Annotated in this window: 12 protein-coding genes; all 12 read right to left on the bottom strand. The window is 57.0% G+C overall.

What is annotated here, in order from left to right; genetic code table 11:
• Window positions 1-745: 745 nt before the first annotated feature.
• The 12 genes from ACFO1S_RS23275 to ACFO1S_RS23220 all read right to left on the bottom strand — a co-directional run bounded on the left by ACFO1S_RS23275 (window position 746) and on the right by ACFO1S_RS23220 (window position 19,372).
• Window positions 746-2,083, bottom strand: coding sequence for an FAD-dependent oxidoreductase (locus ACFO1S_RS23275; protein WP_204601566.1), 1,338 nt, complete (start codon window positions 2,081-2,083; stop codon window positions 746-748).
• A 21-nt stretch (window positions 2,084-2,104) separates the two neighbouring features.
• Window positions 2,105-2,959: a carbohydrate ABC transporter permease gene (locus ACFO1S_RS23270; RefSeq protein ID WP_204601567.1), complete on the bottom strand. Its 855-nt coding sequence runs from the start codon at window positions 2,957-2,959 to the stop codon at window positions 2,105-2,107.
• Complete coding sequence (locus ACFO1S_RS23265; RefSeq protein ID WP_204601568.1) at window positions 2,946-3,857, bottom strand: carbohydrate ABC transporter permease; 912 nt, start codon at window positions 3,855-3,857, stop codon at window positions 2,946-2,948. Before ACFO1S_RS23265 ends, ACFO1S_RS23270 begins: the two co-directional genes overlap by 14 nt.
• Window positions 3,858-3,874: 17 nt before the next feature.
• The gene (locus ACFO1S_RS23260) at window positions 3,875-4,567 is read right to left on the bottom strand and encodes a hypothetical protein (protein WP_204601569.1); all 693 of its coding nucleotides are present in this window, start codon (window positions 4,565-4,567) and stop codon (window positions 3,875-3,877) included.
• A 187-nt stretch (window positions 4,568-4,754) separates the two neighbouring features.
• Window positions 4,755-6,074: an ABC transporter substrate-binding protein gene (locus ACFO1S_RS23255; protein ID WP_204601570.1), complete on the bottom strand. Its 1,320-nt coding sequence runs from the start codon at window positions 6,072-6,074 to the stop codon at window positions 4,755-4,757.
• Between the two features lie 112 nt (window positions 6,075-6,186).
• The gene (locus tag ACFO1S_RS23250; protein ID WP_204601571.1) at window positions 6,187-6,975 is read right to left on the bottom strand and encodes a response regulator transcription factor; all 789 of its coding nucleotides are present in this window, start codon (window positions 6,973-6,975) and stop codon (window positions 6,187-6,189) included.
• Window positions 6,968-8,803 carry a cache domain-containing sensor histidine kinase gene (locus ACFO1S_RS23245; RefSeq protein WP_204601572.1) on the bottom strand — a complete coding sequence of 612 codons (1,836 nt, stop codon included), beginning with the start codon at window positions 8,801-8,803 and terminating at the stop codon, window positions 6,968-6,970. Before ACFO1S_RS23245 ends, ACFO1S_RS23250 begins: the two co-directional genes overlap by 8 nt.
• Before the next feature lie 255 nt (window positions 8,804-9,058).
• The gene (locus ACFO1S_RS23240; RefSeq protein WP_204601573.1) at window positions 9,059-12,187 is read right to left on the bottom strand and encodes a glycoside hydrolase family 2 TIM barrel-domain containing protein; all 3,129 of its coding nucleotides are present in this window, start codon (window positions 12,185-12,187) and stop codon (window positions 9,059-9,061) included.
• A 6-nt stretch (window positions 12,188-12,193) separates the two neighbouring features.
• Window positions 12,194-14,581, bottom strand: coding sequence for a glycoside hydrolase family 95 protein (locus tag ACFO1S_RS23235; RefSeq protein WP_204601574.1), 2,388 nt, complete (start codon window positions 14,579-14,581; stop codon window positions 12,194-12,196).
• An 8-nt stretch (window positions 14,582-14,589) separates the two neighbouring features.
• Complete coding sequence (locus ACFO1S_RS23230) at window positions 14,590-16,635, bottom strand: beta-galactosidase (RefSeq protein WP_204601916.1); 2,046 nt, start codon at window positions 16,633-16,635, stop codon at window positions 14,590-14,592.
• Between the two features lie 147 nt (window positions 16,636-16,782).
• A complete protein-coding gene (locus tag ACFO1S_RS23225) occupies window positions 16,783-17,577 on the bottom strand; it encodes a response regulator transcription factor (protein WP_204601575.1) in 795 nt (264 codons plus the stop codon).
• A complete protein-coding gene (locus ACFO1S_RS23220; protein WP_204601576.1) occupies window positions 17,552-19,372 on the bottom strand; it encodes a sensor histidine kinase in 1,821 nt (606 codons plus the stop codon). Before ACFO1S_RS23220 ends, ACFO1S_RS23225 begins: the two co-directional genes overlap by 26 nt.
• Window positions 19,373-19,512 lie beyond the last annotated feature (140 nt).

The following is a 19,512-nucleotide window of genomic DNA, read 5'->3' as shown; positions in this document are numbered from 1 at the left end:
CTCCCTTCACCATCGTTGCATTTTGCGACCAACATGCGGGGTTACTCGCCTTGCCCACACTCTTTTGTCGCGTTTTGCGACTGTTGTGAGCGGGCTCCCCCCGGCTTCTCCCTTCACCATCGTTGCATTTTGCGACCAACATGCGGGGTTACTCGCCTTGCCCACACTCTATTGTCGCGTTTTGCGACTGTGAGCGGGCTCCCCCCGGCTTCTCCCTTCACCATCGTTGCATTTTGCGACCAATATGCAGGGTTCTTCGCCTTGCCCACACTCTACTGTCGCGTTTTGCGACTGTAAGCGAGCTCCCCCGGCCTCTCCCTTCACCATCGTTGCATTTTGCGACCAACATGCGGGGTTACTCGCCTTGCCCACACTCTTTTGTCGCGTTTTGCGACTGTTGTGAGCGGGCTCCCCGCGGCTTCTCCCTCCAACATTGTTGCATTTTGCGACCAATATGCGGGGTTACTCGCCTTGCCACACTCTATTGTCGCGTTTTGCGACTCTCGGGGGACAAAAAGACGGAGATGCGATAAAGCGCACCTCCGTCTTGCATAACAATCCTTATTCAGAACTCCTCTACAGACCACTGCCAAGCCTGGCCTCGTCTGCTTAACGGACTAGCAATGCCTCGTTTCCGCCAGTGCCGCGCATTCAGTCACAGCATTGTCTGTCCCAGCCAAAGTTCCAGCCAACTCCGCAGCCGCCCCTGCCGCAGCTACCTCCTTGCGCCCCATCGCAGCTTCGCTCAGATCGCGGCGCCGTCCTTGCGCAGAGCCGTCTGAAGCTCGGCGATATCGACATCCACGGCGTCCTTCCCGGCAAGCGCGGCGAGCGCGGCAGCCGTACCGGCCGCTTGGCCGGTAGCCATGCAGCTTGGCGTCAGCCTGGTCGTCGCCAGCGCCTCGTGCGACGTAGAGATGCATCTTCCCGCCGCAAGCAGATTGCGCTTGTCCGCCGAAACCAGGCAGCGATACGGGATATCGTACGCGCCGTCTCCTGCGATCCAGGCCGCCGTAACCCCTTTGCCGGACGGATCGTGAATATCGATCGGATAGCCGCTGCGCGCGATCACATCCTCGAATTTGCGTCCCCCCGTCACATCCTCTTTGGTCAGGGCATAACGACCGACGATCCGTCTCGTTTCCCGGATGCCGATCTGGGTCCCGACCGAGGATACGGACGCTTTCTCGAAGCCCGGCACATCGCGCTTCAGAAACTCGGACATGAGCAGCACCTGCCTGCGTCCTTCCTCCTCCGCTTGCGTCAGCGCCTCGACATCCGTACCGTCCAGGCCCTGCACTCTCGTACAGTTAATCAGCACTTCGTCTTCCGCAGGACCGGTAAAGAAGAGCACCTGGTCTCGGTTGATCGGAACGTTGGCCGCCTTCCACTGGGAATAGAAGCCGCTTACTCCCGTTAACGGAATGTGCGGCAGATCGGCAAACGGCGTTTTCTTGTAGAAATCCTCGGGATGCGCGATCATATAGGCCTTCACCTTGTCCAGATCGACGCCCCTCATTCGGAACTTCATCGTCATCGGCTGCGATTGATGGTCGCCGTCGCGGCCTTGCAGCGTCTGCGCCCCCGACAGATAGGCGACATCCGCGTCTCCGCTCGCGTCGACGAACGCTTTGCCCTTCAGCGCAATCCGTCCCGATTTGGTCGAGATGCGAACCGACGCGATCCGGTCGCCCTCCATCTCCACCTCGTCGACGAAGCTGTGCAGCAGCAGCTTTACCCCCGCCTCGCGGAACATGTCCATCGCCACGATCTGAAAGATTTCGGGATTGTACGGCGTCAAGGAATGCACAAACCCGACCGTATCCCGCAAGTGCCCCGGGGAGCCGCCTCTCTCCATCAAGCGATCGACGATTTCCTGCGCGATGCCTTTAATGACCTGTTCCCCGCTGTCGCTATGAAAGGTCATCCAGGGGTAAACCATCGCTGCGGTGGACATTCCTCCGACAAATCCGTAGCGCTCCACCAGAAGCGTCTTGGCTCCCGCGCGTCCGGCTGCGATGGCCGCCGTGATGCCCGCCGGCCCGCCGCCTACAACGACTACGTCAGCTTCTATCGTTCTCATTCGCAATCACTCCTTATCCGGTTATTCCTTAAGTCCTGTCATGGCCACGCCCTCGATAAACTGCCGCTGCGCCATGAAAAACACGATCAGCAGAGGCACCGTCGCCATGACCGTCGCGCTCATCAGATGATGCCAGGACGTGCCGACTTCATCGGTGAAGAGCGACAGGCCAATCGGCAGCGTCATCAGGTCGCGGGTGTTGATGAAAATAAGCGGATCGAAAAATTCGTTCCAGTTCGTCACGAACGTAAAGATCGTCAGCGTCGCAATGCCCGGCTTCGCGATCGGCAGCATAATCTGCGCGTAGATACGGAATCTGCTGCAGCCGTCGATCATCGCCGCCTCTTCCAGTTCCTTCGGAACGGTAATGAAAAATTGCCGCATGACGAAAATCCCGAACACGCCACCCGCCCCGAAGATCGGAAGCAGCACAAGCGGCCAATGCGTATCGATCCAGTTCAGCTCACGCATGAACAGGAACATCGGAATCGCGGTGACCTCATGCGGAATCATCATCGCGCTAAGCAGGACAAGGAATACGATATTTCGCCCTGCGAACGGAATGCGAGCGAACGCATATCCGGCCAGGGAGGCGAAGAAAGCCGTCCCGATCACGACGACCAGCGCGATATAGACGCTGTTGAAATAGAACGACCCGAACGGGATGCGATCGAACACTTCCGCATAATTGTGAAAGTTAAAGCTCTCCGGAATAAACCGGGGCGGATATTTGAAAATATCCTGCGGCTCCTTGAAGGAGGTGGAGAGCATCCACAGAAACGGAACCAGCATGATCACGGAAATGAGAATCAGCGCCGCATACGTTCCAACGGTCTCTAACGATTTGCGCGCGGAGAGAGAACTAGTCGCTTTCATTGAATACCCACCTCTTTCTAAGCTGCCATTGCACCAGTGTCAGCACGAGCACGACGAAGAACAGCACGAATGCCGCCGAGGAGGCATAGCCGAGGTCGTACAGCTTGAACGCTTTTTCCCAGATGTAGTACACGAGCACCTTGGTGCTTTCGCTCGGACCGCCTTGCGTCATGACATAGATTTGTCCGAACACCTTAAGCGAGCCGATGACGGTCATGACTACCGTCAGGAACACGGTAGGCGTGATCATGGGCAGCGTAACGTTGAAAAAGGTTCTCGTCTTGCCCGCTCCGTCCAGCTCGGCGGCTTCATAGAGAGAACGCGGCACCTGCTGCAGCGCGGCGATGAACAGAACCATGTTCAGACCGACGTTCTTCAGCACGCTTGTCACGATGACGGCCGGCATGGCCAGATCCGTATCGTACAGCCAGGCGGGACCTTTAATTCCGATCATCTGAAGCATCTGGTTGATCAGTCCCGATTCGGTCGCGAACATGTACTTCCAGACGATCGCCCATACGATAAGCGACGTCATGACCGGAACGAAAATCGCCGTGCGGAAGATCCCGATGCCCGGCAGCTTCTTGGACAGCAGCAAAGCCAGCAGAAGCGCGAGAATAATGTTTAACGGCACCAGTCCAACGGTGAAATACGCGGTGTTCCCGAACACCCTCCAGAATAGATCGTCTGCAATCAGGTTGCGATAGTTGTCCAGCCCCGTAAAATGATGCTCTCCAAGCAGAGGCCAGTCGGTCAAGCTCATGTACAGGGCCAGCCCCATAGGGAACAGGAGCAGCAGCGTAAAGCCGATGACCATAGGCGAGATAAACAGCCAGCCCGTTATCTGCGCTTCGCGCGTCAGAGGCCCCTTGCTCCGCCGCTTGTTATTGTTCTTCATCTTGAGCTCACCGCCTTCTATGTCAGTCTGTCGATCGCATTGCGGAACTCCGCCACTTTGCTCCGCATCTGCTCCTCGGAGCTGCCCAGAACGATCGCGCCCAGCAGAACCGCCTGAACGCCAGCGTCGCTTAGCGCCCGGATGTCGTCCGCCACCAGCTTGCGCTGCGAAGGCACGAGGACGGGAATCTGCGCTTGCTGCACCAGCATTCGATATTTCAGCACATCCGCGAAGCTAAGCGGCGTACCGTACTCGGAGCCCGGCACGATCGAAGCCTCCAGCGCCGTAAAGCCGAAGTGGCGCGCCGACTGTACCAGCGACAGATCGTATTCGTTATTGATCGCGAACGTTTTCTCCAGCCCCGATTCGTACAGCATATGGGAAGGAAGATGATGCGCGTAGATGGAGTAGAAATCGAAGCCGAGCGGAGCAAGCTGCCCGATCGACTCGCGCTCCGCGTCCTCCAGACTCCCTGCGGGAACGACCCCCAGCGGTCCGTCGAACATGCCCCGTATCGTCTGGAATACTTCTCTATAGCTCTCAAGCGATCCGAAATGCGTTCCGCTTGCCCGATGTCCAACGTTATAATGTACCTTTAATCCGTCCGCGCCCGCGTCCAACGCCGCTCTTGCCAACCCGGCGTCGTTAGCGGGAAGACTTACGATGAGCGACAGCTTTCCTTGATTCAAACACTGCTGTAATCTGGCCAACCGCGATTCCTCCCGTCAAGTAAAAACGGCTTCGCCGACCTTAGGTACGGCGGCAGACGTTTTGTATCGAGCTATCAATTTGAATAAAGAGTCTAAACCTTATACTTTTTGATACTGGAAAAAAGGAAACGGCTCGAAATCGAACCGTTTGCCTCCTATTTACTTGGATTTCGTAAAGCTGCAGGTTCTACTTGAGAGTCAAGATGGCGTTAACCTTCTCGGCTACGATCTTCAGATTGCTTTCCGCAGGCTCCACTCTTCCAAACAGTCTGTCGAAGCCTTGAAGAATGGCGTTGTCGATATTCTGCCATTGCACGTGGCCGGGCAGAATGCGAGCCTTCGGCATTTCGTCGATGACCGCCTGAACGATATGCTCCTTGCTCGGGTTGTTCGGCTGATTGATGAACGCGTCCGAATTCAACACCGTCGTGCGCGGAGGAACGAAGAAGGTCGCCGTAGCTTGAATGCCTTCCTGGCTGGCGAAGTACTTCAGCAGCTTCTTCGCTTCTTCCGGGTGCTTGCTGTCCTTGAACATTGTGTAGCCTGCTTGTCCGAGCATTGGCGCGCTGCCTTGGGAGCCCGCCGGAGTCGGAGCGATGCTCCACTCGAAATCCTTGATTTCGCGCGCTGTCGATACGTAGCTGTAGGAATCGAAGAACATGCCTACATTGCCCGCGTCGAAGCTGACTTGCTCGCCGGCTTTCGGATGCGACTCATCCGTGAACATCATGCGCTCCAGCATCTCGAACGTTTCTACGCCGTACTGGTCGTCCCATGTGAACTGTGTAATCTCTTTGTTAAAGGGACCGCTTCCATTCGACCAGGAATAAGAGGACAGAATAACCCAAGTTTTCCAATCACGGAAGAAATTCGCGCCGTACACGCGGTTGGAGGCCGACTTGTCCGTCAGAGCCTTTGCCGACTTTTCGAATTCCGCCCACGTCCATTTGCCTTCTGCAGCCAAGGTGTTCGGATCGGTCAGACCGGCCTTGTCGAACAGGGCTTTATTGTAGAACATGACGACCGGAGGCGTAGAGAAAGGCAAGCCCAGCAACTGGTCTCCGTCGCGGAACAAATCCAGCGTGCTCGGAATGTAGTCGTCGAGCTTGAATTCCGCGTCGTCCTTGAATTCCGATACATCCCCCAGAATGCCGTTAGCCTTGAACTGAGGCACCATGCGCTCGGATACCCATGCGATGTCGGGCAGCGATCTACCCGCGGCAAGCACGGATACTTTCTGTTGGTAATCGGCGAACGGTACGGATTCCATCGTTACTTTAATGCCCGGATTCTGGGCTTCAAAGTTCGCGATCAGCTTGTTGTACACGTCCATGTGAGCTTGGTTGCCCCACATCATAAACTTGAGCTCGACATTATCCGCTTTGGAGCCGTTCGAAGCTCCCGGCGAGCCGGATGCTCCCGCACCGCTGTTGTCCTTGTTGTTGCCGCAAGCCATGGAGAATACGACCAGCAGCGCCAAGGTTAGCAGGAACCCTGCCTTTTTCATGTGAATCCCCCTCATAAGCTGATTTAATATCCTTCATAAGTATAGCGAGAGCGGCTCTCCCCCTTAAATCACGCCAGCTTAAGAAAAGGTACGTTTTCTTATTCAATTTGCCTCAGTCGGCAGGTTCTGTGTCAGCTTTCTTGCCATGTTGATCCCTATAATCTCCCGCTGTCAGTCCGACCTGCTGCTTAAAGGCCAGCATGAAATGCTTCGGGCTCTGATGGCCCGAAAGCCGGGCTACGTCGTATATTTTCAGCCGCGTATTCGCGAGCAGCCACTTGGCCCGATCCATTCTCGCTTCCGAGACGTATTCGGAATAGTTCACCCCGGTCTCCGTCTTGAATAGCTGACTTAGGTAGGCGGAGCTTAGGTTCACGCGATCCGCCACCGTCTGCAAGCGCAGATCCCCGTCAATCTGCATCTTGACGATCGCCTTTACGTCGCGAATGATTTTCCGCGTATCGTTGCCGGAATCCCGTTCGCTGGCATGCGTATCCGAAGGCGCGGGAGTCGGCAATCCCCGCTTCTGATCGATGACCAGCTTGATCTTCCGCATCGTCGAGACGAACTCGTGGCGTTCGATCGGCTTCAGCAAATAGCTGAAGACGCCGAACTCGATCGCTTTCTGGGCATATTGAAATTCCCCATAGCCGCTTATAATCACAATCGGCAACTCGGGATACATCTCCTTGACCTTCTTCACCATCTCCAGCCCGTCCATCTCTCTCATCCGAATGTCGGTAATCAGCAGATCGGGCACATCGCTTTTGAAATAAGCCAATGCCTGTTTTCCGTTATCCGCTTCTCCGCATACCTGAAAGTCGCTTGTCGTCTGTCGGATTAATTCCCGCAAGCCTTGGCGGATAATCAGCTCGTCCTCTACCAGCAAGATTTTATACATGCGCGTCCCCGTCCATTCCTTGAAGTCGAATCGCAATCGTCACGGCCAGTCCTTGTCCGATGCTGCTGTCCACGGACAGATCGCCGCGTTCGCCGTAGATCAGCTTGATCCGCTGATAGATGTTGCTCAGGCCGAGCTCGTCGTTATCGTTGCGCTGCCAGGTCTGATAGGAAGGCTCCGCTTTAATCGCCCGATTCAGCGCTTCGATCTCGCCCTCTTCAAGCCCCTTGCCATTGTCTCTGACCGTAATGATCAATTCGTTGGCGAAGGTCAGCGCGGAAAGCCATATCGTTCCTCCCTGCTCCCTGTCGCCAATGCCGTGGTACAGCGCATTCTCCACCAGCGGCTGCAGAATAAGCTTCGGCACAAGCAGCTCGCCGACGCCTTCGTCGACCTCGTATTCCACCCGGAGCCTGTCCCCGTAACGGAGCTGTTGGATGCGAACATAGGAATCCACGAAAGCAATCTCTTCGTTGAGCGGAATCAGTCGATCGACCTTGTCGATGGAATAACGAAGCAGCTTGCCCAACGCCGATACCATGTCCGACACTTCCTCGTGCTTCTGCTGAATCGCCATCATGTTGATCGACTCAAGCGTATTATAGATAAAATGCGGGTTAATCTGGCTTTGAAGGGCGGACAGCTCCGCTTCCTTCTCCCGCATGCCGAGCACGAACACTTCGTTGAAGAGCCGATGGATTTCTTCCATCATTTTATTGAAGCCCCGGCCGAGCTGTCCGAATTCGTCGTTGCTGAACGAGGTTACCCTCATGCTGAATTCCCCCTGCTCCACCGACACCATCTTCTGCTTCAGGGCGATCAGGGGACGCGTAATCCGATAGGACAGAATTACGGCCAGAATCGTAACGATCACGACGCACAGCACCGCGAACCATAAGGTGAACGTCCAGATTTGCCGCGATTCCTTCTGAATAACATCGATGGGCGTGAGGCTGATGACGGCCAAACCCGAATAGCCGGAGTTGTTCTGCACATACATATACTTCTCGCCTTCAAGCGTAATTCTCTCGTTGCTTCCGAACTGCCAGAGGCGTTCATGCTTCAGCAGCTCCTCGTATACCGACGGGCCTCCGGCGGAATTCCGCTCGAAGAGCAGACGCTTGCGATTGTCTACGATGATCAGATTGGCATCCTTCTCGAAATTCAGGTTGGATAGAATGCTGCGGAACGCATCCGGCTTGATGTCGATGACGACGTAGCCGATGCGCTGGAGCGTCTTCGGCTCGCGGATGACTCGTCCGACGGCGATGAAAGGCTCCGCGACGTTGACGGTATAATAAGAGGGCGTATGCGGGGGAATCAGCACCCATTCTCCATCGGACGCGTTCAGCTCGTCGAACCATTCGTCCTGGCGGCTGTCCCACACCGAATCGATCGCCATGGAATCCACGCTGGAAAACAAGATGCCGCTATTGCTGATGAAGTGGATGCCGCGAATTTCCGGTCGATTGTACACCTGAGCGGAAGAGAACAGCTTCATCTTCATATAATCATCGGATTTCGCCCAAGTGGCCGAGCCCATAAGCCCCTCGTACTTGGCCAGAATGTCTAGAACGGTCTGATCGTACAACGGCATTAAGGACACCCGTTCGAGATCCTTCAGCAGCCGATCCAGATTCGTATTGATCTGCCGAACGATATCGATCGTGAAGTGCTCGGTTTTCTCGTCGACTGTCGACGAGAAGTGCCGGTAAGTGACGATCCCTTGCAAGCTCAAAGGAAACAGGATCAAGATCACGAACAGGAGCAGCAATTTCGAGCGCAAGTTGAATGGCCGCCCTTTGATTCTTGTCCACCTCTGATGCATATCGATTTCTCCTTCCGTCCCGCGACGCTGGAAGCCGGACTCTCAAGAATTACTCTATTATACCGACAGCGCGTCGAAAAGCTATCCCCTATATATTCGATTTGGTACGGAATCTTATGCAAGAACGGAAGTCCGCGAATACGCAAAAAAAGAAGGACACCCCTTGGAGCCATAACGACGCGAGTCCGACAGCCTGTCGGTCTTCGTTTCGTTATACTCTTCGAAGGGGTGTCCTTCGCCTTTCGTTCCTCTCGCCTATTGCGGGAGATGCTTCGAATCGCCGTTCAACGCCGATAGGGCGATGCGGAAGCGCCGTGAATCGGGGCTGAGCAAATACTTGTCCATCGTCGGCGCATAGCCGCAGCTATGATTGCCGATGCCGCTGTGACCCGCGTCCAGATGGACAATCGTCTCGTTCCGTCTCGTCAAGCGGTGAAGGTGATCGGCCTCCGTCAGGTCCGCCGCGGAATAGTGGCGCGCACTCATCTCGAACAGCGGGGCTCCGGAGAAGTGCAGACCGCTTCCCTTATCGTCGGTGATCGTGCACCAGCGCACGTCGGACTTGTTGCCGTTCTCCTGCGGATGCTCGTAGGGCACGAACTGCTCCGCCACCGTTCCCGCATACAAGCCCAGCTTCCCGCTATCCTTGCGATCCGGGTAGCACTCGTGCGGACCGAGACCGAACCAGCTCAAGCGGTCGCAGCGATCAGGCATACGCAGCTCCAGTCCGAATCTCGGCAGGGAAGGCAGCTCCTTCAACGCCTCCATGGCGACATCCATACGCAACTCGCCGCCGCGATCCAGCTCATACTGCAGCGTTGCGCGGAATGCCATCCCTTCCCCCCGCGCGCCCAGCGCCAATTCCACAGTCACCCGGCACAGATCCGCTCCGAGCTCGTCGATCGTAAACCTGCGAACCGAGGAGACCAGACGATCATAGCCGGCTTTCTTCCACTCCTTGGCCAGATGAACGTCGTTGTCCACCGGAGCGCGCCACAGGTTCAGCCGCGGACCCGAGCTGAGCAGCGAGGTGTCGCCCGCTTCCCAGCTCGTAATGCAGCCTTGAAGCTTGTCGAACACAAGCCGGAAGCCGTCTCCGGCAATCGCCAGCTCACGCCCGTTCTCTTGCGCTTGAAGCGGCGTGGCGCCAGCCCAGGCTTCGGCAGGCTTGCCTTCCTCCGCCGAGGCCGATGCGCCGGAGCGCAGCTCCCGCAAGCCGTCTTCGGTCAACGGAATGTCGGCCCAGGCGATCTCGTGTCCGGCCGGAGCCCATGCCGAAGCCTCCGCCAGCGCGAACCGGATATGCACCCAATACTCGCCGGGTTCATTCAGCAAGCCGCGGCTTAGCGGCAGGTTCAGGAGGTCTTTCTCTCCGGGCGGGGTCGACAGCCTGCCGAGCTCTCCGCGCTCCAGCTCCAGGCCGTCGCGCATCAGCCTCCATTCCCCCGTCAGATGTGCCAGCGTCACATAGTGGTAGCGATTGTGCACGCGCACTCGTCCGGCGAAGGGCTGAACCGCTTCGAGCCTTACAGGCTCGATCGCTTTCTTGTACTCCAGCAGGGAAGGCTTTACTCCCCGGTCAGGGAACGTCAAGCCGTCCATGCAGAACGGACCGCTGTGCGGCTCGTCCCCGAAGTCTCCGCCATAAGCGTACCAAATCTTGCCGTCCTCCGTGCGCTGAGCGATGCCGAGGTCCGACCATTCCCAGATTAATCCGCCGAGCAAGCGCTTATAGGAATAGACCGCATCCCAGTATTCCCTCTGATTGCCGGTGGAATTGCCCATCGCATGGCCGAATTCAATCATGAGATACGGCCGCGGGTCGTCCTTCTCGCCCTCCGCGATCAGCATGTCGACCGACGGGTACATCGTGCTGACGACGTCGACGACTTCCGCTTCATAAGCCCGTTCGTAATGAATCGGCCGGGTCGAATCGGCGGCCCTGATCCACTCCGCCATCGCATCATGATTCGGACCGTAGCCCGATTCGTTGCCCAGCGACCATAGAATGACCGATGGATGGTTTTTGTCCCGCTCCACCATTTTGCGCGCCCGCTGCACATATGCCTCCCGCCAGTCGGGGTGCTTGCTCAGATAGCTTTCGTCTTCGATAAAATGAAACCCGTGCGTCTCCAGATCGGCTTCGTCTATGGCGAATAAGCCGAACCGGTCGCACAGATCGAGCCAGCGAGGATCGTTCGGATAATGAGACAGGCGGACGGTGTTGATATTGAATTGCTTCATCAGCTTAATGTCCGCCAGCATCGCTTCCTGCGTCGTGACATAACCGAGCGTCGGATGGAATTCGTTCCGGTTGACCCCTTTGATGATAATCGGGGTGCCGTTGACGAACAGCTGGCCGTCCCGAATCGCAACGTCGCGGAAGCCGACCGCGATCGCCTGAATCGATTGCACCTCATCCCGATCATCGTAGATCGTCAGCAGGAGCTGGTACAAATACGGAGTTTCAGCCGTCCAGCAGTACGGAGCGTCGACTCCCTCGGCGAATGTCACATCTGATCCGCCGTCTGCCCCCGCCTGTCCGGAGAGCTTGTCGAAGCGGTCGAAGACCGCCTCTCCGCGCTCGTCCAGAAGCGTCGCGCGCAGCTTCCACGGAAGGTTCCCGCTCTCCGAGCCGCGGCTGATCGTCAGCTTCGCGACAAGCTGGGCGCTGCGGTAATCCTCCGCAAGCTTGGTCTGCACTCCGGCATCTTCAATCGTGATTTGCGGGAGCGACAGTAAGTATACATCGCGGAATATCCCGCTCAGCCGCCACTTATCCTGCGATTCCAAGTAGCTGCCGTCGCACCACTGATACACGCGCACCGCCAGCACGTTGTCTCCGTCCCGAAGATAAGCGGAGATCGAGAACTCGGAGCGGTTGTGGCTTCCCTGACTGTAGCCGACAAGCTGACCGTTCACCCAGACGTGAAAGGCGGAATCGACGCCGTCGAACACCAGACGCGTCTGTCGGTCCGTCCAGCCCTCCTTCAATCGAAAAGTCGTCCGATAGCAGCCAACGGGATTCATCAGCGGCACATGCGGAGGATCGATCGGAAAAGGATACGGACAGCTGCTGTAATGCGGGCGGCCGTAGCCGTGCATCTGCCAGTTGCCGGGAACCGGCAAGACGCTCCAGTCTTCGTCCGCGTAATCGGCGGCGTGAAAGTCCTCAGGCGCCAGCTCGGGAGCTTCGGCATAATGGAACTTCCAGCTTCCGCTTAACAGGCAAAAGTACGGCGAGGCCTCGCGATCCCGCGCCAGAGCGGTTTCTCTATCCGCATAGGGGAGCAGATCCGCTCTCGGGGCGACCGTGCCGCGCTCCAGGCAATTCAAATTCATCCAATCCGGCAAAGCAGGAACACCGTGTTCTAGTGCGCTCATTTCGTTTTACTCCTTTTCTTCCAACGGAACGATTCGATAGGCTTGGCCCGCCTCAGCTTCGAAGACGAGGACGCCGTCCGTCCATACCGATCCCTCCGCGCCTTCGACCCGTGTCGGCTCGGCCGTTCGGATAGCGCACGTCCCGGCGGCGGATGCGTGAACGGTTGCTTTGCTCAGCTTGCCTTGCCGCCATTCGACCGCAAGCTCGTAGCCGCCTCGCGCGCGAAGCCCCTTCACCCGACCTGCCGGCCAGCTGGCTGGCAGCGCCGGAAGCAAATGCACCTCGCCGGCGTGGCTCTGCGCAAGCAGCTCGGCAATGCCGGCCGTTGCCGCGAAGTTCGCTTCAATGGAGAACGGATAGAACGTGATCTTCGGATGCCGGTGCGCGTTGAACAAATTCGGGAACGGATTGCCAAGCAGCTTGCGCAAGTACCCGTAAGCATTCTCGGCATCCTCCAGCCGGGCATAGATGTTGATATTCCACGCAAAGCACCAGCCGATCGTATCGGTGCCCTCGTAGACCCGCCGCCGATCCAGGCTGACGCGAACGGCCTTCGCCAGCTCAGGCGTGCCGCGAGGCGTAATCTGGTTACTCGGATGCAAGCCGTACAAATGCGCCGTATGGCGATGTCCGGGTTCGGCCTCCTCGAAATCCTGAGACCATTCCTGCAGCTGCCCGTGCTGTCCGATCTGGAACGGCAGCAAGCGATCATACGCTTCGCGGAGCGTTCTGTCGAAGCCGTCCGACTCTCCCAGAATGCAATAGCTCTCCATGCAGTTGGCGAACAGCTCGCGCATTAGCGCCACATCCATAGTCGCGCTTGTGCAGACGGCCACATGGGAGCCGTCCGGCGCAACGAACGTATTCTCCGGCGAGGTCGAGGGCGAAGATACGAGATTCCCCTTCTCGTCCTCGACCAGATAATCCAGACAGAACTGGGCGGCTTCCTTCATTGTCGGATATGCGATGTCCCGCAGAAATCCGACATCCCGCCCGAAGGCGTAATGCTCCCACAGATGCTGACACATCCAGGGTCCCGTCATCGGCCAATACGCCCATGTCGCCGGACCCTTGGAAGGACCGCCTTGCGGCGTAGCCGTTCGCCACAGATCGACGCCGTGATGGGCCGTCCAGCCCCGGGCCCCGTAATACAGGCTGGTCATTTTCCCGCCGGTCGTCCGCAGATCCTGAAGCATATCAAACAATGGATAATGAAACTCCGCCAGATTGCAGCTTTCGGCAGGCCAATAATTCATCTCTGTATTTATGTTCGTCGTATAATTGCAGGACCATGGCGGCTTCGTCATATTGTTCCAGATGCCTTGCAGGTTGGTCGCCTGCGTGCCGGGCCGCGAGCTGCTGATCATGAGATAACGGCCGTATTGGAAAAACAGCGCCGCCAGCTGCGCATCCTCGCCGCCGTCCCGGACCGCGATAATGCGTTCGTCGGTGGGCAGCTCCGCACGACTGTCTCCCTCCAGCTCCAGCTCTACCCGCTCGAAGTAAGGCTGGAAGTCGGCGGTGTGGCGGGCTTTCAGCTCCTCGTAGCGATAGCGCGAGGCGGCCGCAAGGCGCTCTTCGCACAGCTTGGCGGCGTCGACGCCGTCGGCTACAGGATCTTTGTCGTAGCCGTTAAAGCTGGTCGCGGAAGCGATCAACAGGGTGACGGAGCCGGCCGATTTCACAAGAAGCCGCGCGCCATGCGATTCCACCTGTCCCTCGTCCGCAATGGCCCGAACCTGCACATGGAACCTGACGCCCTTGTCCGCTTCATAGAATACCGTCTCGCCTCCCGCATCTCCCATCGGATCGATGCGGCTGGGGGCCGCCCCGTACATGCAGATCCCGTCGACTCCCCGCTTGGCCGCCGAATAATTCAACGGGCTGTGCAGCGAGGCGTGCAGGTTCAGCTTGCGGGGCCGATCCGCGGTGAGCCGCACGACCAGAACCTGATCGACCGCAGAGACGAAGGCTTCACGGGTATAGGTCGTGTCGCCGATTCGGTATTCCGACGAGAAGACCCCGCTTGGCAGATGCAGCTCCCGACGGTAGGCTTCCGCTTCGGAGCCGTGCTCCAGCTCCAGCTCCAAATCCCCAAGCGCCTGATAAGCCTCCGACCAAGGACCCAGCATATGATTCTCGATTATCGTCTGAGCCTCGCGATATTTCCCGGCGAAGATCAATCGGCGGGACTCGTCCAGATGGCTTAGCGCCTCCTGATTGTCGGCTTCCCTCGGGGAGCCCGTCCACAGCGTATCCTCGTTCAACGAAATGCGTTCCCGCTTAATTGCGCCATAGACCATGGCTCCCAGCCGACCGTTGCCGAGCGGCAGCGCTTCTACCCATTGCTCCGCAGGCTGGCGATACCATAGCTTCATCGGATTGTTGTCCATGCTGTCTCTCACTCCTCTATCTGAAGCAGCTTGAGGCCCTTCGGCTCAAGCGTCAATTCTCCGCTTGCCTCTCCGCCGTCCAGCAAGTCCTTGTGCTGCCGCGGTCCAATATTTACTGTCTCGGCCTTGTCGTTATGGTTCAGAATGAACAAATACTTGCGGCCATCCTTCTCCCGATAGGTCGCTTCCACGTTATAGGGAGTCTCCAGCAAAGGTTCGATGCCCTTGCTTGCGCACAATTGAAGGATAAGACGCTCTAGGAATGCCGGCTCCGGGCTGGTGGCTATATACCAGGCCTCGCCCTTGCCGAAGGCATGGCGCGTCAAAGCCGGCTGGCCCTGATAGAACTCCCGGCCGAAAGTTGCCAGCACCTCGGCGCCTTCCGGATGAACGACATCGCACAGAACGCTGCATTCATATTGTCCCGCAAGCTCCCCCAACGCCGGTTCAACGCAGATCAGATTCCGCTGCGCCGCCAGCAGCGCGTCGATCTCCTCGACCCAGACGCCAAGCAGCTTTCTCAGCTTGCCGGGATACCCGCCGACCGGAATGCGATCGGACTCGTCCACGATGCCGCTGAAGCAGGTCGTCAGCAGCGTGCCTCCCGCCTCCACGAAGCGTTCCAGCTTCTCCGCATAGCCTTCCTTCACCATGTACAGCACGGGGGCGACCACCAGGTCGTAATCTCCCAGCTCGAATTCCGTTCCTACGAAGTCCACCGCAATGTTCGACCGATGGAAGGCATCGTAATATTTCTGCACTTCCTGAAGATATTTCAGCTGATCGGTCAGCCCGCTCGAATATTCGACCGCCCACCAGTTGTCCCAATCGAAGACGATCGCCGCTCTCGCGGGAGTGCGCGCGCCAAGCAGCGCATCCCCCAGCTCGCCAAGCTCCCGGCCGACCTGCGCGCATTCGCGGAAGACGCGGGTATGCTCATGGCCGGAGTGATCGATCATCGCTCCGTGGAATTTCTCGAACGCGCCGGCGCTCCTTCTCATCTGAAAGTACATGATGCTGTCCGCGCCGCGCGCGATGGCCTGATAGCTCCACAGGCGCGATACGCCAGGCCGCTTCAGCGGATTCTGCGGCTTCCAGTTCAACTGGCTCGGACAGGACTCCATCAGCATGAACGGAGCTCCGCCCTTCAAGCCGCGCATCAGATCGTGACGCATGGAGGAATAGCTCGCCGGAGAGTCATCCGGCGGATAGCTGTCCAGCGCGATGACGTCGAGCTCCTTCGCCCACTTGAAATAATCGAGCGGCTTATAGGTGCCGTTCCCCTGGAAGTTGGTCGTGACCACCGCGTCGGGAATAACGCTCTTGATTGCGTCTCTCTCCAGCTTATAAGCGTTCAGAATGCTGTCGGAGTTAAACCGCGCATAATCCAGAGATATGCCCTGGAACGACGTCGCATCCTGATTGGAGGAGCTTAGATGCTCGCTGAGCAGGTTCGGCAGCACGATTTCGTTCCAATCGTAGAACGTGTGTCCCCAGAACCGCGTATACCAGGCTTCGTTAAGCGCCTCTAGCGTGCCGTACTTGCGCGCCAGCCATTCCCGGAAAGCGGCCTCGCAATTGTCGCAGTAGCAGCGCCAGCCGTACTCGTTGTTCACATGCCAGAGGAGCAGCGCCGGGTGGCCCTTGTAGCGTTCGGCCAGCCGATAAGCCATCTCCCGAGAATAGTGTTTATAGGTCGGACTGTTCGCGCAGGAATTGTGCCTGCGCCCGAACTTGCGCTTGCGTCCCTCGAAATCGACAGCCAGCACGTCCGGATAACGGGTTGCCATCCACGCGGGGTGCGCCGCCGTCCCCGTCCCCATGCAAGCGTATACATTGTTGGCCTGAAGCATATCCATAATCTCGTCCAGCAAGCCGAAGTCGTACGTATTCTCATCCGGCTGGTTCAGCGCCCAGGAAAACACGTTCAAGGTGGCGATGTCGACGCCAGCCAGCTTGAACAAGCGCATGTCCTCCTGCCAGATTTCCTTGGGCCACTGCTCTGGATTGTAATCCCCACCATATAGCATCTTGGACATTTCGCGTTTGAACATCATGATCACATCCCCTTGTCATCTTATTGTCACACGAAGCGACCCGCGAAAAAATAGAACATATTTCAGGTTCGAATGTTCAATTTGAAGCATTCGGCCTGTAATATGTTCTCTATCCGGTCGCAGCGCATCGGACCGGCATTCCGATTAGACGCGCATCTGCAGCTTGAACTGCTCCCGATACTCTCCGGGCGTTGCGCCGCTGTATTTTTTGAACACGTTAAAGAAGTGCCTAACGCTCTCGTAGCCGACCCGCTCCGAGATCTGGTGGAAGGACAGTTCGACCTCCTTGATCATCATTTCCTTCGCCTTCTTGATTCGGAACAGATGTAAATAATGAATGAAGGTTAATCCAGTTTCCTTGCGGAACAGGGCGCTGATGTAGTTCGGGTGCAGGAACACGTGATCGGCGATCTGGTCCAGCGATATATCCTTCGTGTAGTGCTTATCGATGTATTGAATGATTTTTTTGACGTTCTTGGACAGATGATCGACCTGCAGCTCGTCAATCGTCGGATCGGGTGCGGTATGGCTCGTTCCGCCGCTTGCCCCGGCGGGTGCGTTCTGGTTCAGCAGCTCGATCGAAATATTCGCGAGCAGGTCGTACAGCTCGGCCTTGTCGATCGGCTTCATCAGGTAGTCGATGACCTGACACTTGATCGCCTGTCTCATATACTTGGCGTCGTCATAGCCCGACAGGATGATGAAGCGCTTGCAAAGACCGCGCTCCCGGGCCTGGCGAATCAGCTCCAGTCCGCTCATCTCCGGCATCTGAATATCGGTAATGAGCAGATCGGGCCGGAACGCCTCCAGCTTCTCCAGCGCTTCGAAGCCGTCGGAGGCCTTCACGACCTCGGAGCACGGCGTCGCTCCCTTCTCGATGATGTTCATAAGCCCCTTCAGCATAAACGGTTCATCATCGACGAGCATCAGATTCAGCATACGGGTATCTCCTTTCTCTTAGAAGCCTTACGGTGTAGACGGTGCCTTCCCCGATCTTGCTCTGAATGTCCAGGCCGGAGCCTTCTCCGAAAAACACTTTAATGCGTTCGCTCACATTATACAGCCCCAATCCGGAATCCTCCGTCTGAAGCTCGCTGCGATCCAGCCGATTGTCGATTACGCCCTGCACGAGCTCCAGCCGCTGCGCCGTCATTCCCGCGCCGTTGTCGGAGATCGTAATTACCAGGAACGGGCCTTCGTCCGCCGCGCGGATGCGAATCTCGCTTTGCCCGCGGCTTTTCGAGACGCCGTGATGGATGCAATTCTCGACCAGCGGCTGCAAAATAAACCTCGGACAGAAAACATCCTTGATCTCCGCCTCCACGTCGATCTCGTAATGCAATCGATCGAGCATGCGCAGCTTATACATTTCCAGATAATTGCGCAGATTGTTGATCTCGTCGGCCAGCGGCGTCTCGTTGTCCCCGGAGGATAACGTATATCGAAGCAGCTTGCCCAGCGTATGCGTAGCGCTGACAACCTCCTGATCGTCGTTGATCTCCGCCAGCATGCGGATCGATTCCAGCGTATTGTACAGAAAGTGCGGCTTGATCTGCGCCTGCATGACGAGATAGTCGGCTTCTTTCTTCATCAGCTCCGCTTTCTGCACCTTATTGAGCAGCTCATCGATACGGGAGATCATCGAGTTGTAGGAATGCGTGAGAAAGCCGATTTCGTCGCTGGCCACTTCTCCTTCGTACAGGCTCAGATTGTTCTCGTCCACCCGACGCATATGCTTGGCCAGCTTCAGAATTCGTTTGGTCAGCAGCGACGCGATCAAATAATACAGCGCCGACAGCATGAACAATAGGGCAAAGAGCAGACCTCCGGTTACCCATGTCTTCTTGCGAAAATCCGAGAACATCTCGTCCAGCGGACTGAAAAAATAAAACGTCAGCCGAAGATCGTCGCGAGCAAGGGCGTTCACCAGCATATCCCCGTCCGTCCAGTACTCGTCGTTCGCCCTTGAAGCCGCCGAAGCGACGAAGGCGCGAGCCCGTTCGTCGTCGTAGCCTCCCTCGCTTCGATAGACGATCTTCCCGTCCTGGACGATCATCGCCTGGATGCTTGGATTGGCTTTGGCCGCATCGATAAAGTTCCCCAGCATCCGGTCGTCCACGACAATCTCCAGAATGGCCAGCTGTTTCGTATAGCTGTTGTTGTACAATCTCTGGTAATACCCGATGTAAGGAACGCCTGCGATCCCAACCTGATCCTGCTTGTGCCACAGCCCCTGATTCAGCTTCAGCTCATTCAGCTGGCTCTGCACTTCGGGATAAGGAAAATCCTTAAGGCTTTCCACCTCGTTCTGAACCGGCAGCACCACATCCGCGGATTTGTACAAACGAATGGACTTGATCGTTTTATTGCCCAGATTGGCGAACGTGAAGATCGGGCGGATATCCTTCAAATAATGATAGACCTGATCGACCTCGGTCACATATTCGCCGTTCAAATATTCCGTAACCTGCGCATTGTATTGAAACAAGGAATGAATCGATTTGACCTGCTCCAGGCTGACCTCGAAGCTTCCTGCTGCCTGCTTGACCAGCCTCTGCTTGCTCTGGGCATACTCGCCCATCATGTCTTGGTACAGCTGGCCGTAAAAATAAAATCCGAACATAATGACCGGAAGAATGACGAGAAGAATGTAGCCCAGCGCCATCTTGCGGACAATCCGCACGCTGCTGAACTTCGCCCATTGGCGGCGAAAGAAGGACATCCACCTTTTCAAGGCTGCATCACTGCTTTTCTGTTGATAAGGGCAGGAGCCCACGTTTATTAAGCGCTTTCATCGCCGCAAGATAAAAAAGCGGTACATGTATTGTACCGCTTTCAGCGTGAATTCGATAGGGTGCTTTTCTAATATGCCGA

It is taken from the genome of Cohnella boryungensis (genome assembly GCF_042651945.1).
Classification (GTDB): Bacteria; Bacillota; Bacilli; order Paenibacillales; family Paenibacillaceae; genus Cohnella; species Cohnella boryungensis.
Note: the sequence above shows the minus strand (reverse complement) of the source record. Positions and strands in the feature narration are given on the sequence as shown.

Excerpts from the sequence above, each read along its gene's own strand:
- ACFO1S_RS23275 (WP_204601566.1), bottom strand. The coding sequence starts at position 2,083 with ATGAGAACGATAGAAGCTGACGTAGTCGTTGTAGGCGGCGGGCCGGCG.
- ACFO1S_RS23270 (WP_204601567.1), bottom strand. The coding sequence starts at position 2,959 with ATGAAAGCGACTAGTTCTCTCTCCGCGCGCAAATCGTTAGAGACCGTT.
- ACFO1S_RS23265 (WP_204601568.1), bottom strand. The coding sequence starts at position 3,857 with ATGAAGAACAATAACAAGCGGCGGAGCAAGGGGCCTCTGACGCGCGAA.
- ACFO1S_RS23255 (WP_204601570.1), bottom strand. The coding sequence starts at position 6,074 with ATGAAAAAGGCAGGGTTCCTGCTAACCTTGGCGCTGCTGGTCGTATTC.
- ACFO1S_RS23250 (WP_204601571.1), bottom strand. The coding sequence starts at position 6,975 with ATGTATAAAATCTTGCTGGTAGAGGACGAGCTGATTATCCGCCAAGGC.
- ACFO1S_RS23245 (WP_204601572.1), bottom strand. The coding sequence starts at position 8,803 with ATGCATCAGAGGTGGACAAGAATCAAAGGGCGGCCATTCAACTTGCGC.
- ACFO1S_RS23240 (WP_204601573.1), bottom strand. The coding sequence starts at position 12,187 with ATGAGCGCACTAGAACACGGTGTTCCTGCTTTGCCGGATTGGATGAAT.
- ACFO1S_RS23235 (WP_204601574.1), bottom strand. The coding sequence starts at position 14,581 with ATGGACAACAATCCGATGAAGCTATGGTATCGCCAGCCTGCGGAGCAA.
- ACFO1S_RS23230 (WP_204601916.1), bottom strand. The coding sequence starts at position 16,635 with ATGTTCAAACGCGAAATGTCCAAGATGCTATATGGTGGGGATTACAAT.
- ACFO1S_RS23225 (WP_204601575.1), bottom strand. The coding sequence starts at position 17,577 with ATGCTGAATCTGATGCTCGTCGATGATGAACCGTTTATGCTGAAGGGG.